The following is a 14,666-nucleotide window of genomic DNA, read 5'->3' on the forward strand; positions in this document are numbered from 1 at the left end:
TCGCCTTGTTACACTAGGACGATACGCTAGACGGCCCGCTTCAGTTCCCGATCTGGCGCAATTACGCCGTCGGAATGGGCATAAACCCGATTACGGCCGGATTGTTTGGCGCGGTAAAGCGCGATGTCGGCGCGTTTGAGGAACGCGGCGTTCTCATCGCCCGGCTTCGAGACGGTCATGCCGACCGAAGTGGTTATGCGCAAGCTCACATTGCCGACATCGATGGCCAATGTCGAAATCGCCTCCCGGATCCGATTGGCAAATCGTCGAAACTCCACCGCGTCCATGTTCGGGGCAACGACCGCGAACTCTTCGCCGCCCACCCTGGCGACAATGTCGTGATAGCGTGTGCACTCGAACAGGCAGGCTGCCACGGATTTCAGAACCAGGTCGCCGACGTCATGCCCGTGGGTATCGTTGATCGCCTTGAAGTGATCGAGATCAATCAGCATCAGCCCCAGCGGACGTCCGATTCGGTCGAACTCCAGCAGATATTGCCGCAGCGATTCGTCGAAGAAGCGCCTGTTGTTCATCCCCGTCAACGGATCGGTCAGCGCGGCCCGCTCGAAATCCTGCGAGCGTTTCCGCAACAGTCTCGCCAGCGAATGCAGCTTGCCTTGCTCACGGGCCTGCTGACGGACCATCGGCAGAATCCAGAACAGGCCGGCCAGCAGCGCGACGATCAGCGATGAAAACGTCGCTGCGAAAAGAATGGCTTCGATCTGCTGATGCTCGCGCAATCCGGCTTCCGCCAACGCTGGTGCAACAACACTGTGCACCGTATAGGTGCCGGCTACCGCAGCGCCAATCGTGCAGAGAAACACTGCGACCGACAATTCCGACTTGCTGATTTTCATGCAGAAGAAAGGTCCGCTTTTTTTCTCCCGCGAATCACTAGCTGAATAGCTTGACCATCAGCTTAACCCCGTCGATCAAATGCTCGGGATCAGCTTGGCGTCCGGCGTCTCCAACCGCGCCCAGTCGGCACCGAACTGGTGACGAAACCAGGTTTCCTGGCGCTTTGCGTATTGCCGTGAGCGCGTCACCGCACGAGCCGTTGCCTCGTCGAGAGACATGCCGCCGTCGAGCACCGCACCGAGTTCGGCGACACCGATCGCTTTGCCCGCCGACGCCGCCAGCGCTCCGGGAAACGCGCGGAACGCCGCGACCTCGTCGAGCGCGCCGGCGGCGACCATCGCATCGAACCGTCGCGCGATCATCTCGCGCAGTCGACTTCGCTCCGGCGCAAGGACGATTTTCACGCACTTGCCGCCGTCGAGCAGCCCCTCGCCTCGTCCTGATTGAAGCGCCGAGAGCGGCATTCCGCCCGCCTCGCCCACCTCCAGCGCCCGCACGATTCGCTGTCCATCCGCCGGCTGTATGCGGCCGGCCGCGACAGGGTCCCGCCGCGAAAGAAGTCTATGCAACGCCGGCGCGCCCTCTTCCGCCAGCCGCCGTCGCCATGTCTCGCGAAGCTCGGGCGAGACCTCTGGCATGACATCCAGTGACCCCAGCAACGCCTTGAAATAAAGACCGGTTCCGCCACAAAATATCGGCGCTTTCCCGGCTGCGCGGATATCCGCGAGAATGGCGGCCACTTCGCCCCTATACCTTCCCGCGGAGTAGGTCTTATGGGGTGGCACATGGCCGTAAAGGCGATGCGGAACCCGCTCGATCTCGGCCGGCGCCGGTCGCGCCGTCAGAATTTGGAGATGAGAGTAGACCTGCATCGAGTCGGCATTGACGATGACCCCATCATGTCGCTCGGCGAGTTCGAGCGCCAGGCACGACTTGCCGCTGGCGGTCGGCCCAGCTATCAGGATCGCCTGTTTTTCCACCATCTCGGGTCGCCATATCATGTTCGTCGCAACGCTCATCGCCGCACCGACCGGGGCCGGCCTGCCGGGTCGCGCGCTTGCCGACATCGGCCGCGAACTCGGCGCTCGACCTGAGGCAGCCGACTGGCTCGACCCCGATTTCGCGGCCGACATCTCCTTCGAGGTCGCACCGGCGCCTGAGCAGCGGCGCGCCGTCGCACAAATTGCCGAGGCCGGCGGTTTCGACTGCGTGGTGCAGCAGCGCGCCGGGCGGCGCAAGCGGATTTTGATCGCCGACATGGATTCGACGATGATCGGCGAGGAATGTATCGATGAACTCGCCGCCGAGATCGGAATCAAGGATCGCGTCGCCGCGATCACTGCCCGGGCGATGAACGGGGAGATCGAATTCGAACCGGCCCTCAGGGAGCGCGTCTCCCTGCTTGCCGGCTTGCCCGAGGCGGTCGTGGCCAAGGTCATCGCCGAGCGCATCACGCTCGCGCCCGGCGGCGCAACGCTGGTCGCGACCATGCGGGCCAACGGCGCCTACACAGCGCTTGTTTCCGGCGGCTTTACGGTCTTCACCGGGCCGATCGCCGCGCGCCTCGGCTTTCATGAAAACCGCGCCAACCGCCTGTGTGCCGAGGCGGGCCAGCTCACCGGCCACGTCGAAGAGCCGATTCTTGGCGCGCTTGCGAAGGTAACGGCGTTGGAAGCGATCGCCGCAGGACGCGGTGTGGGGACGGAGCAGGCGATCGCGGTCGGCGACGGGGCCAACGACCTCGGGATGATCGCGCGCGCCGGCACCGGCATCGCGCTCCACGCCAAGCCCGCGGTCGCCGCGCGTGCGCCCCACCGCGTCGACCATGGCGATTTGACGGCGTTGCTGTTCGCTCAGGGCTACCGGCGGGACTTGTTTCGGCAATAGATCACGGCACCGCCTCAGTCGATCGGCACCACCACGAAGCGCAGATCGCCATTGGCCGAAGCCAGGAGCAAGAGGGCGTTTTTACGGCCTTCCTCTTTCAGCTTGGCGATCATGCTCTCGACCTCCTTGGCGCTGGACACCTCTTCCTGAGCGACTTCCCGTATCGTCGCGCCCGCTTCGATACCCTTTTCCGCAGCGCTTGAATTCGGCTTGACCACGGTGATCACAACGCCTTCTGCGTCATCGGCAAGGCTAAATTGCTCGCGCAACGGGCCATCCAGATCGGAAAGCGTCATGCCGAGTATTTCGACGCTCGCCATGCCAGAGTTCTTGTCGCCGCGAGGCCCAGTCGAACTCCCCGATGACTCGTCGGCCTTTTCCATCAGCTTCTCGCCGTCCTCCAGCCGGCCGAGGGTGACCTCGACAGACATAGGCTGGGCGGGATCGGCGGCGTCGGCCTTGCGGAGAATCTCGACCGGCACCGTTTTGCCGACCGGCGTCTCGGCGACGACCCGCGGCAGATCGCGGGACGTATCGATCTCGCGACCGTCGAAGCTGACGATGACGTCGCCGACTTTCAGCAAACCATTGTCCGAGGGGCCGCCCGGGACGATCCCCATCACCACCGCGCCCCTCGCCTTGCCGATGCCGAGACCGTCCGCGATGTCATCCGTCACCGCCTGCAGGCGGATTCCGAGCCAGCCGCGCCGCGTCTCGCCGAACTCCCGCAGCTGGTCGATGACATTGACCGCGAGCTTGGAGGGAATGGAGAAGCCGATACCGATCGAGCCACCGGTGGGCGAGATGATGGCGGTGTTGATGCCGACGACATTGCCGTGCATGTCGAACAGAGGACCGCCGGAATTGCCGCGATTGATAGCCGCGTCCGTCTGGATGAAATTGTCGTACGGGCCAGCATTGATATTGCGGCCACGGGCCGAGACGATGCCGACCGAAACCGAGCCGCCAAGGCCGAACGGGTTGCCGATCGCCATCACCCAGTCGCCGATCCGCAGACTTTCCGAGTCGCCGAACTGGACTGCGGTAAGCGGGGCCTCCGGCTGGACCGTCAAGACCGCGAGATCGGTCTTCGGATCGGTCCCGAGCAGTTCGGCCTCAAGTTGCGTGCCGTCGGGAAAATTGACAGTGATCTTGTCGGCGTCGGCAATCACGTGGTTGTTGGTGATGACGATGCCGCTCGGATCGATAACGAAGCCGGAACCGAGCGATTGCAGGCGACGCTCGCCAACGCCGTCTTCCTTCTTCAAGAGATCGTCGAAGAAGTCCTGCAGCGGCGAGCCCTCGGGCGCCTCAAGCTTCGGCACGCCCCGGCCGGGCATATCGACATTCTGCGACGTTGAGATGTTCACCACCGCGTCGAGCAGCTTTTCAGCCAGATCCGCGACCGATTCCGGCCCCTTATAGGGCGACGGGCCGGGCGTCCGCGGCATCGTCGCGACACCTGTCTTGGGTTCTGCGCCGTCGACCACGGGGGGAGCAGGGAGCGCTGGGACCACGGCATCGGGTTCAGGCACCGGATCGACCTGCTGGGCTCGTGTCGCGGTGGGCGGGACGATCGACAAGGCCACAAGCGCAAATCCAGCCGTGACGGCAATCAAAGAGCGGCGCTGGCAGGCGATCATCGAATGTCCTTTCGCATCGACGCGGCCCATCTGCATTTTTGCGGGACACGCGACCTTCTTCTAGAGGTGACCGCAAAACGCGACGGAATCAAGAAGCTTACGGCAAGGTGAAGTGGTGTGACCGCGCCGAATCGCTGCTCCGATTGGGCGATGTTCCGATAGCGCCGATGTCGCCCTCGGCTCAGCGTCCGGATCGACTCCCGTTTCCGCCATGACGAGGCCCAGGACCGCGAATCGTTTCGTGGGGTCCGGCCAGACCGCATAGACAATCCCGGTCTGCGGCGGCAACCGAGGCGAGGCCGTCGAGCGAATGTTTGTGCGAACTCTCACCGTGGATCGTTTGGCCTGCCGCGAACTCGGCGCAATGTCCGTCGATGTCGACCGTCTGCCGATGCGCCCGTCAGTTCGATGCCGCCCCGCCACCGACCTGACGGGGGTACTTTCATGTCTGCGCATTCATTGTGTCTGAGCACAGCCCTGCCGGCTCGGCGGCGTGGTGGCTGAGTCAGGGATCGCCCAACTGCGTTCAAGACGGCCGCGTGTGCCAGTGCCATCCGAAGCTTCAGTGGCGCACGAGCCAGACCAGACCAACGCCGATGATCATTGCGACGAGGCCGCCGGCCCGCATCGAGGCATCGGGCATCGCCTCGGCCATCCGGCCGATCCGCCGAATCGCGTCGGGAAACAGGCAATAGACGACGCCCTCGATCACCAGAAGGAGACCGAGGGCGACGACAAAGTCCGTCACTGGGTTGCGGCAGCCGGTTGACTGGCCTCATCCGCCGCGGCTGGTTGGGCGGTGGGCGTCTCGTCCAGTGTCGGCTCCTCGGGAGCGGCCGATGCCGCATCCCCACTTGTGGCCGAGTCCGTCGGCGAAGGAGCGGCCGCTTCGGGCTGCGCCGGCGCTTCCGCGGCTGGCTGGGCGCCCAACAAATTGGCGCCGGACGCACCGATTCCCTCTTCCGAGCCACCATCGGCCCTGAAATAGCGGAAGAATTCGGAATCCGGCGACAACACCAATGTCGTACCGGAATTCGACATCGCTTCCCGGTAGGCCTGCATCGACCTGTAGAAGTCGAAAAACTCAGGGTTTCGGCCGTAGGCAACCGCGAAGATGCGGTTGCGCTCGGCGTCGCCCTCACCTTGCAGGATCTCGGCGTCACGCTGCGCCGAGGCGACGGTCTCGACCACCTCGCGGTCGGCGGCGGCACGAATCCGCCGAGCGGCGACCTGACCGCGCGCCCTGAGGCGTTCGGCCTCGGCGAGGCGCTCGGCCTGCATGCGCTCGTAGGTCTGTTGCGAGACCTCCTGCGTCAGGTCGGTGCGCCGGATCCGCACGTCGGTCAGTTCAAGCCCCAGCGAGGTCGCGTCCGGCCGGATCTGGTCCCGCACCTGGCGCATCATGTCGGCGCGTTCTTCCGACAGGGCCGCCTCGAAGCCACGCAGACCGTAAACCCGGCGAAGCGCCGCATCGAGACGGGTGCGAAGGCGCTGTTCGGCCTGTTCGATCGATCCGGAGACCGTCAGCGCGAACCGCGCGGCGTCGGAGATGTGGTAGACGAGGAACGCGTCCACCTCATAGAACTTGCCGCCGGACACTTGCACCCGGATGTTGTCGAGATCGAAGCGCAGTAACCGATCTGGAAGCTTCCTGACCGTGTCGGCACCGGCGAAGGAGAAAGGCAGCTTGAAGTTCAGGCCCGGCTCATCGACGACGCGCTGGATTTCGCCAAAGCGCAGGACGACCGCCTGCTCTTTCTCATTGACGATGAAGATTGAATTCCACAGCAGAAACAGGACGACAGCGGTGGCGGCGATGATGACGTAAAAGCGGTTGCTCATCAGTTCGCTCCCTGCTGCGGGGCCGGTGCCGCCGACTGGCCGGTATTCGCTCCATTGTCCGTTCGGTTCGGACGCTGCAGTTCGTTCAGCGGCAGATAAGGCACGACTCCCTGAGTCCCGCTGGCGCCCTGTTCGACGATCACCTTGTTGGAATCGCGCAAGACCCCTTCCATGGTCTCGAGGAACAGACGTTTGCGCGTCACGGCCGGAGCCGCCTCAAATTCCTTCAGGATCGAGGAAAAGCGCTGCGCCTCACCTTCGGACTCCTGAACGACCCGGTTCTTGTAGCCGGCCGCATCCTCGCGGACCTGCGCCGCCTCGCCACGGGCCTGGCCGAGCTTCTGGTTCCGGTAGCGGTTGGCCTCCTCGACGAAACGGTCTTCGTCCTGCTCGGCCCGCTGCACCTCGTCGAACGCATCGGCGACCTGGCTCGGCGGCGCGGCATCCTCGATGGAAATCCCGTTGATGCGGAGGCCCGCACCATATTCGTTCATCGTCTCCTGAGTGATTTGGCGCACCTCCTCGGCGATTCCCGCGCGATCGTCGCGGAAAACGTCCTGGACCGGACGACGTCCGACCACTTCACGCATGGCACTTTCAGCGACCTGCTGCAGCATCGCAACCGGGTCCTGAACGTCGAAGAGGTAGTTCGCGGGGTTGTCGACCTGATAGAGGACGGCGAACTGCACATCGACGATGTTCTGGTCGCCCGACAGCATCAGGCCGGAATTCTCGCCGCGCTGGCCGCTGCCGAGCGTCATCTGGCTTTCGACGACAGGGACCGTGTCCACCGTCTCAAGCGGCCACAACAGGAAATGCAGACCCGGTTGGGACAATTCCTGCTTGGGTTTGCCGAACAGCATCTCGACGCCGACCTCGTCCGGTTGGACGGTGTAGACGGCCTTGAAGAGCCACAGCACCAACAGGCCCGCAACGATCAGGATGCCCCAGGCCGCGAAGCCTGGCACGCCGGAACTCCCGCCACCGCCGCCGCCGGGTATCGCCCGCCGCAGCCGGTCCTGGCCTCGCCGCAGGATGTCCTCCAGATCGGGGGAGCCACCGGCGCCGCCGGTTGGCCGTGGGCCTTGCGGACGTTGGCCCCACGGGCCTCCATTGCCGCCGTTGCCGCCGCCTTTCCAGCCGCCGCCGCCGGTCTGATTGCTCCAGGGCATCGATGTCCTTCCGGTCTTGAGAAAAGATGCGGCGTTCGCCTCCCGCGATCCGCACGTCAAATGCTGTAGCCCTTATAGGAACTGCGAAATCCGCTTTCAACGCGGGTGCGGCCATTTCATTCCAGGAGACGTCATGATGGTGAACACAAAAGACCGTCCGATTGCCTCCCGGATCGCCGGAGGGACGATCGAATTCGGGGGGGTCAGCTCCGGCGCCGCTGGTAGATGACGAAGCGGCTCGCGGCGCTGTCCGTCTCGCCGCGCGGACAGGCCTCTTCGTGGAACTTGTGCCAGATGGACGGGTCGATCGGCGGGAAAATCGCATCCCCTTTCACCTCGGCGTCGATCTCCGTGACCATGAGCCGGTCGGTCAGGTCAAGGAATTGCCCATAGATCTCGGCGCCGCCCACGATGGCGATTTCGTCGGCGCCGCGCCTTTGCGCACACTGCAAAGCCAGGTCCAGCGCCGTCTCCGGCGAATGTGCCAGCAGCGCCCCCTCGTAAGGTAGATCGGCGGAATGGGTGAGCACGATGGTGTCGCGGCCGTCGAGTACGCGGCCGATCGCGTCCAGCGTCTTGCGGCCCATGATCATCGGCTTGTCCATGGTCAGACGCCGGTAGCGCCGGAGATCGCTCGGCATCCGCCACGGCATCGCGCCGTCCTTGCCGATAACGCCGTTGCGGGCCATCGCCACGATGGCGACGAGGTCGGGTTTCGGCATTACACGGCCACCTTTGCCTTGATGTGTCCGTCGGCCTCGTAGCCTTCGAGGCCCATATGCTCGAAGCGGAAGGCGAACAGGTCGGTCACGTCGGGATCGAGCCACAGATTCGGCAACGGACGGGGCACTCGGGTGAGTTGCAGCCGCGCCTGCTCGAAATGGTTGGCATACAGATGCGCGTCACCCAGCGTATGCACGAATTCGCCAGGGCGGAGCCCGGTCGCCTGGGCGACCATGGCGGTCAACAGCGCATAGGACGCGATGTTGAACGGCACGCCAAGGAAGATGTCGGCCGACCGCTGATAGAGCTGGCAGGACAGCCGCCCGTCGGCGACGTAGAACTGGAACAGGCAATGGCAGGGTGGCAGCGCCATCTCGTCGACTAGCGCCGGGTTCCAGGCGCTCACGATCAGCCGCCGTGAATCGGGATTGCGGCGAATCTGGTCAACGACCCTGGCGATCTGATCGATATGGCCACCCTCATAGTCCGGCCAGGAACGCCATTGCGCGCCGTAGACAGGGCCGAGGTCGCCGTTCTCGTCCGCCCACTCGTCCCATATATTGACCCCGTGCTCCTTGAGATAGGCGATGTTGGTATCGCCCTGCAGAAACCACAGCAGTTCGTGGGCGATCGACTTCCAGTGCAGCCGCTTCGTCGTCAGCATCGGGAAGCCGACGGCAAGGTCGAAGCGCATCTGGTGACCGAAGATCGACCGGGTGCCCGTTCCAGTCCGGTCGGAGCGGTCGGCTCCGTGTTCGAGGACATGGGCGAGAAGATCCAGATACTGGCGCATGGCGACATTTCCTCCGGCGCGGGCAAGGCCGGCTTTCAGCGGTTTGCTCTTGCGCCGCCCTGGCGGGAAGCACGTATTATCATGTTTCGATCACGGCGAAGCGACACCCGGCGAAAGCGCCTGGCCCAACGCTTTGGAAGGTGTTGTCCGACCCGAAATCCTCCGTGCCGCTCATCCCTCGCCGTACGGTCGACCGACTTTGACCGATTCCCGCAAGTTTCGGAAGCGTCTTGCCCTTTTCATGCCGTGACGATCCCCTTATATTGCGCGTGCCGGCTTTCGGGCCGGCTATGGCGATAAACGGCCGATGTAATAAACCTTTCGGACCCGGGGGCGGTACCCGGCGCCTCCACCTGGACCCACACATCGCTTGCATGCGCGGTGGGTCAAGGCGGGGGCGAAATAGGATCGACGAGGGCGTAAAGATCGGACTTTTGCTCGGCATGGTACCACCGTTATCGGGCTGTTTTATAGTTGCAAACGACAACTATGCGGAAGCACGTCTCGCTGCGTAAGCAGTGTGATCGCTTCAATTCAAGCCCTGGGGGTTCGCACTTCTAGGCGGGGTTCGGAGGCACCTGGCAACAGAAGCCTCCACTTTTTTATGGGGTGCGTATCAAGCGCCCGCCCCTCCACAGCTTCGAGAATTCGGGACACCGCAATGGGCCAGGATCTTATCCGTTACGATGTTCTCGCGCAGGAGGCGCTGCGCGGTGTGATCCGCAAGGTGATCGGCGAGGTCGTCAAGACCGGCCTGCCGGGCGAGCATCATTTCTTCATCACTTTCCTGACCTCGGCGCCGGGGGTACGCATCTCCTCGCGGTTGCGCGAAAAATATCCGGAGCTGATGACCATCGTCATCCAGCATCAATATTGGGACTTGCAGGTTACCGACACGGCCTTCGAAGTCGGCCTGTCCTTTTCCGATATCCCTGAGCGCCTGCTGATTCCCTTTGCCGCGATCCGTGGCTTCTATGACCCGGCGGTGAACTTCGAGCTCGAATTCGACGTCCGCGGCATCGACGCCGCCAACGAGCAGCTGGATGTCTCGGAGGAAGGCGAATCGCAGGGCCCGGTTCTGGTCGGATCGCCGGCCTCGATGGCTTCGGCCAAGTCTCCATCGAAGCCAAAGGGCAAGAAGTCGGCACCCAAGGAAAAGCCGGCGACGGCGGTGGAGAGCGGCGAGGCCGGGGACGAAGCGGCGGAAAAGAAAGAAGCCGACGTCGTCTCTCTCGACGCATTCCGCAAGAAGACCTGAGCCAGCCGATGCCCGCCGATGTCGTCAGTCTCCGCCTTGCCCGCAAACGGCAGCGGCGCGGCGCTGCGGAGCGTGAAGCCGAGACCAATCGAATCCGCCATGGAACGCCGAAAGCCTTGCGACACGAGGCCCGTGTCGAGCGGGAGCGTGAAAGCCGTCTGCTGAATGAGTTGAAGCTCGATCGCGCGGCGCCGGTGGAAGTCGAACCGTCTGCGCCTGCCGGTAGGACCCCGGACGAGACCGGTCAGCGGTCGTGATCGTCAAACGCTCGCTGGCGATCCGCGGCCATGCGACCTCCATCAGCATCGAGGACAAATTCTGGAACCGCCTGCGCGCGATCGCCTCGGCCCGGAGCCTGGCCATCGCCGCACTGGTGGCAGAAATCGACGAAGCGCGCCCACCGAATACGAACCTTTCCTCCGCCGTCCGGCTGTTCGTTCTGGACGAGGCGCTGGCGCGGGCCGATCGTCCATCGGAGGAAACCGGCTGACCTCATCGGCGTGTTGGTGGGCGGTTTCGAAAGCTTTGTACGTTCCGATGGACGCGGGGCGAGTTAAAAATCCAGCGGATTTTCGACGCCCGGCAATGAGGGAAAACTGCCTTTCCCGTTGGAAGAGTCGCTGGGAAGCGGCCTGTCGAAGTCCAGTCTCGGCGCTGCGCTGGCGCTCGGAGCCGGCGGCGGCTGGCTTTGCTGCTGACGCCGCTGTTTCTCGGCTTGGCGTTGCGCCTCCGCTTCCGCTTTGCGGCGCGCTTCCTGCGTCTCTTTGCGACGCGTTTCCTCTGCCTGACGCGCTGCTTCTTCTTCCGTGCGACGCACGGCCGCCGCCTCTTCCCGCAGGCGCGCCGCTTCGGCCGCGGCTTGCTCCGCCCGCAACCGTTCGGCCTCCTCGGCGGCACGCTGCTCTTCCGCGATCCGGGTCGCCTCCGCCGCCCGCCAGCGGTAGAATCGCGCTTCACGCCGCAGCCGCAGGGTCTCCTGGAGGCTCTCCTGCATCGCCTCAACCCGCGCCTGTTCACGCTCCAGCGCGCGCACCGAGAGGTAGTTGGTGAGCGCGGTCGCATCGACCGAAAGCGTCGGGTCGGCCAGCGGGCCGGTCAGGGAATAAAACACCGTCGGCTCGGCCCCTTCTACGCGGTCGTCGCCGGGGTCGATGGCCAGCGTGAGGTCGGCGGCGATCGTGAGATCGGCCAGATCCACGGCCCCATCCAGGGTCAATGTCTCGTCGCCGTCCTTTATGCTGACCGGCGCGAAGCGGGCGCGTCCCGCCGTCACGGAGAAGGCGCTCGTCGCGGCCGGAACAGCGAAGCTGGTTTCCCGCGAGAGACGCCGCAGCGTCGCCCCTGTTTCAGTGTCGGGCTTGAAGCCCTCTTGATCGGCGGCCGCAAGCAGCGGTCGGAAGACCCGCTGCGGTACGCCCGGCACACGCGCATTGGCGATCGCCACCTGACCGGCACCCGTCAGACCCGATACCAGCGCCGCATAGGACTGGCCGGTGCTGTCGAGCCGGATGTTGCCATCAAGACTCGCCGGTCCCCCATCCACCGCCAGATCGGGCCAGAATTTGGCGAGATCGAAGCCGCTCGCCTCGGATTCGAGCGTCAACCCCCCAATGCCATTGGCATTGCGCAGCGTCAGCCGGCCGTCGAGGCGCCCCCCCGCCGCCGTTACACTCGCGTTGTCGAAGGTCAGATTGCCCGCGTCTGCCGACATCTGCGCGGCGAAATTCATCATGACCGGGCCACCGAGGTCGAGCTGGCCGGCGGTGAGTGCCACCGAAAAATCCGCACCGGCAAGCGAACTCGGCCGGAACGCCTCGCTCGGCCAAGATCGCATCGGGTCGCCATTGTCGAGCGCGCGTCCATAGACAAGGCCCGCAAGCCACGGCATCGACAGCGTGTCGACACGCACCGTGCCCTCGAACGGTTGCCCGCGTTGTTTTCGCAGGGTCGCTTCGATCGTCGAACCGGCGATCTGACCGCCCAGTTCGCGGACGATCCAGTCACCTTTTTCATAGACGATCGTCCCGGTCAGATCGACTGGGGCGGCGTCGAGCAACGCGCCAAGTTCGACGCCGCTCGTGTGCAGCCATGGCAGCGCATCGCCGCTCTTGACGTAAAGCGAGACGTCCCCGCCGGAAACACCGTCGGGCGTCACATCGAGAGTTCCATCCAGACTGATTTCGCTGCCCGGCGCGCGCAACGTCGCCGAGGCGACGATGGGGCCGCTCGCCGAAGCCGACAATGACAGCTCTGCTTCCAGCGGCGCCGGCGCGCCGGCTTCCACGGCCGTCAGCCCCAATTGGCCGAGCAACACGGTCGGACGATCGTTCTCCAGACGCAGATCGAGACCGAACCGACCACTTTCGGCTCGTGCGTGAAGGCCGTTTTCGACCGAGGCTGACAGATCGATCTTGCTGCCATTGGTGGTCCCGTCGAGCCGCAGGAACAGGCTCGGCCGCTGTCCCGCCTCGCCTTCGACCGTCTCCACCGCGCCAGCGAGGTCCAGCGGCGCCAGACGCGCCGCCCGCCCTTCGATCACCTGTAGCAGGGGAACCCCCGGAAACCGCGACTGAAGAAATTCGAAGAACTGCTCCGGCTTGCCGGAATCGAGCGCCACGGCGAGCCGCCCGCGCGTATCGCCGCTAAGTTGCGACAGCTCCCCCCGGGCCGATAGGCTCGCGCCGGCGAGACCTGCGACGTCGAGCTTGTCGATCGCCAACGTGTCGCCGTCGTAACGGACATCGCCGTCGATGCGCTCCGCCGAGGCATTGCGGAACGTCACCGGGCCGGCGGTCAAGGCAACATCGAACTGGTCGGCGTTGGCCAGCGCATCGGACGGGCCGGTAAACAGTCGCGTCAGGGCAAGTAGCGCGTCGAGATCGACCTTCCCCCCTTCCATTTCCGCCGCGAGCGTCGTCCGTTCGCCCACCTTGGAACGCTCCAGCCGACCGGTAAGCCGGTCGCCGCCGATGTCGAGTTCCAGATCGGTGAAGACCTGCTGCTCGGCGGTCAGCACCGTCTTCGCCGCCAACCCGGCGCCGGCCAAGGCGCGCACCGACGGGTCGACCGTGCCGGTCAGCCAGTCGGAGAAGCCGGATGGCTGGCGGGAAGCCACAAGCAGATCGCCGCGAAAGCCAAAGCTCTCGTCGAGATCGACGACGCCGCTCGCTTCCAGCCGGGTCCGGCCCGGCAGTTCCGCCGCGAAACGGGCCAGCGTCCAGCCGGAATCGGTCGGGCTTGCCGAAAACGCGACATTGCGAATCGTCGTGTCGCCAGCGACGACCACCGGCAGCGAGATGGCCACCGTTCCGGGGATCGTCGGCCGGGGAATGTCGGCGAGGACGGCGCGCACCGCCTCAAGCCGCTCCGCCAATCCGATCGCGGCGGCGTCTGGGCTCGCCTCGCCGGTCTCGGCGCCGCCGGATGCGATCGTGTCGACATCGACCTGTTCGCCCTCAAGATCCAGCGCGAAATGCGGAACCGCCTTGAAATCGAGGCGGCCTTGGCCGGTCAGGAGATAGGGTTGCCTGCTGTCGCCCGCCTGCACCCTGAGGTCGAGGATTTCGGCGGCCGTGGGCGTCAAGGTCACCGCTCCGACCGCTCGGACCGGCAGCACATCTGGCTTTAACAAAGCCTCGGCAGCGGTATCGGATGATGCCTCGCCAGCCGCTGCGAACGGGTTGCCGTCGATCACTGCCGCCCCCGCCGTCGCCGCCTCCGGCAATGGCCGCCTGAGAACGGCAGCGCCGGCAAATTGCGGCCGACCGTCCTCGAACCGCGCGGCACCGTCGAGCGATATCTGGGTGGCGAGCGTTTCGTTGGCGGTGACCAGGCGAATCGGCACCGACCCATCCGCCTGCTGCGTTCCGGCCGCAAGCGTGAATGCCACCGCCTCGCCGCCCAGTTGGAAGCGACCGCTTCCGTCGAGCGGCCCGGCTAGCGATCCGGCCGACAGCACCGCCTCGACGCCGGACAGCTCGTGGCTGCGTCCGGTCAGGCCGTTTTCGATGCGGACCGTGCCGTTGGTGATCGCGACATTGTCGAGCACCACCGTCGCGCCGGTCGGAATCTTGGGCTTCTCCACCACCCAGTCGATGGAACCGTCCGGCCTGATCGGAATGCGGATGGAGGGCTGGTCCAGCGACATCGAATAGATGAAGATCTCGCCGGAGAGATACGGCGCGAGCTCCGCGTCCATCCGGAACCGGCCGATCGTCGCCAGCGGCGCGCCCGATTCGTCCAGCACCTCGACGTCACCAAAGGTGACCGAGGGAAACGGCAGCAGCCGCGCCGAGGCCTCGCCCCGCACGACCACGTCGCGGCCGAGAATCGCCGAGGCCTCGCGCTGGAAATCGTCGCGATAGGCCGTCCAGTCGATGAAATACGGCGCCACCAGCGCCCCGACAAGCGCCAGCACCAGGAGGCCGCCGAAAAGAACGAAGGCTCTGACCAGGATGGGGCTCCTCTTCTGATGGTGCCGATTGCGGCGA

The 14,666-nt window shown here is 65.0% G+C and carries 13 protein-coding genes and 1 other RNA gene; 5 read left to right on the top strand and 9 right to left on the bottom strand.

Going from position 1 to position 14,666, the window contains the following annotated elements; translation table 11 throughout:
- Nucleotides 1–26: 26 nt before the first annotated feature.
- Together ING15_RS03555 and miaA are read right to left on the bottom strand one after the other, a co-directional pair.
- Nucleotides 27–857: a GGDEF domain-containing protein gene (locus ING15_RS03555; RefSeq protein ID WP_206453401.1), complete on the bottom strand. Its 831-nt coding sequence runs from the start codon at nt 855–857 to the stop codon at nt 27–29.
- 75 nt (nt 858–932) lie between these two features.
- Nucleotides 933–1,841, bottom strand: coding sequence for a tRNA (adenosine(37)-N6)-dimethylallyltransferase MiaA (miaA, locus tag ING15_RS03560; protein WP_206453402.1), 909 nt, complete (start codon nt 1,839–1,841; stop codon nt 933–935).
- A gap of 16 nt (nt 1,842–1,857) precedes the next feature.
- Between miaA and serB the strand changes: the two genes are divergently transcribed.
- On the top strand, nt 1,858–2,745 hold the full coding sequence (gene serB, locus ING15_RS03565; protein ID WP_232845542.1) for a phosphoserine phosphatase SerB: 888 nt from the start codon (nt 1,858–1,860) through the stop codon (nt 2,743–2,745).
- Between the two features lie 14 nt (nt 2,746–2,759).
- Here the strand turns inward: serB and ING15_RS03570 are convergent, their stop codons facing one another.
- The 6 genes from ING15_RS03570 to ING15_RS03595 all read right to left on the bottom strand — a co-directional run bounded on the left by ING15_RS03570 (nt 2,760) and on the right by ING15_RS03595 (nt 8,918).
- On the bottom strand, nt 2,760–4,388 hold the full coding sequence (locus ING15_RS03570; RefSeq protein WP_206453404.1) for a Do family serine endopeptidase: 1,629 nt from the start codon (nt 4,386–4,388) through the stop codon (nt 2,760–2,762).
- A gap of 562 nt (nt 4,389–4,950) precedes the next feature.
- Nucleotides 4,951–5,136, bottom strand: coding sequence for a DUF2065 domain-containing protein (locus ING15_RS03575; RefSeq protein WP_206453405.1), 186 nt, complete (start codon nt 5,134–5,136; stop codon nt 4,951–4,953).
- Entirely contained in the window at nt 5,133–6,230 is a 1,098-nt protein-coding gene (gene hflC / locus ING15_RS03580) for a protease modulator HflC (protein ID WP_206453406.1), read from the bottom strand. Before hflC ends, ING15_RS03575 begins: the two co-directional genes overlap by 4 nt.
- Complete coding sequence (hflK, locus tag ING15_RS03585) at nt 6,230–7,402, bottom strand: FtsH protease activity modulator HflK (protein WP_206453407.1); 1,173 nt, start codon at nt 7,400–7,402, stop codon at nt 6,230–6,232. Before hflK ends, hflC begins: the two co-directional genes overlap by 1 nt.
- 203 nt (nt 7,403–7,605) lie before the next feature.
- A complete protein-coding gene (locus ING15_RS03590) occupies nt 7,606–8,124 on the bottom strand; it encodes a dihydrofolate reductase (protein WP_206453408.1) in 519 nt (172 codons plus the stop codon).
- Nucleotides 8,124–8,918: a thymidylate synthase gene (locus tag ING15_RS03595; protein WP_206453409.1), complete on the bottom strand. Its 795-nt coding sequence runs from the start codon at nt 8,916–8,918 to the stop codon at nt 8,124–8,126. Before ING15_RS03595 ends, ING15_RS03590 begins: the two co-directional genes overlap by 1 nt.
- A 232-nt stretch (nt 8,919–9,150) precedes the next feature.
- Between ING15_RS03595 and ssrA the strand changes: the two genes are divergently transcribed.
- The 4 genes from ssrA to ING15_RS03615 all read left to right on the top strand — a co-directional run bounded on the left by ssrA (nt 9,151) and on the right by ING15_RS03615 (nt 10,666).
- Nucleotides 9,151–9,517, top strand: a transfer-messenger RNA (tmRNA) gene (gene ssrA / locus ING15_RS03600).
- Nucleotides 9,518–9,579: 62 nt separating this feature from the next.
- Complete coding sequence (locus tag ING15_RS03605; RefSeq protein WP_206453410.1) at nt 9,580–10,176, top strand: SspB family protein; 597 nt, start codon at nt 9,580–9,582, stop codon at nt 10,174–10,176.
- A gap of 8 nt (nt 10,177–10,184) precedes the next feature.
- A complete protein-coding gene (locus ING15_RS03610) occupies nt 10,185–10,433 on the top strand; it encodes a DUF4169 family protein (RefSeq protein ID WP_206453411.1) in 249 nt (82 codons plus the stop codon).
- Entirely contained in the window at nt 10,430–10,666 is a 237-nt protein-coding gene (locus ING15_RS03615; RefSeq protein ID WP_206453412.1) for a ribbon-helix-helix domain-containing protein, read from the top strand. Before ING15_RS03610 ends, ING15_RS03615 begins: the two co-directional genes overlap by 4 nt.
- A gap of 63 nt (nt 10,667–10,729) precedes the next feature.
- Here ING15_RS03615 and ING15_RS03620 read toward each other — a convergent pair whose 3' ends face one another.
- Nucleotides 10,730–14,632 (bottom strand): AsmA family protein, encoded by a 3,903-nt coding sequence (locus tag ING15_RS03620; protein ID WP_332873761.1) that lies wholly within the window; start codon nt 14,630–14,632, stop codon nt 10,730–10,732.
- Between the last annotated feature and the right edge of the window lie 34 nt (nt 14,633–14,666).

It is taken from the genome of Aurantimonas marina (assembly GCF_017183135.1).
GTDB lineage: Bacteria > Pseudomonadota > Alphaproteobacteria > Rhizobiales > Rhizobiaceae > Aurantimonas > Aurantimonas marina.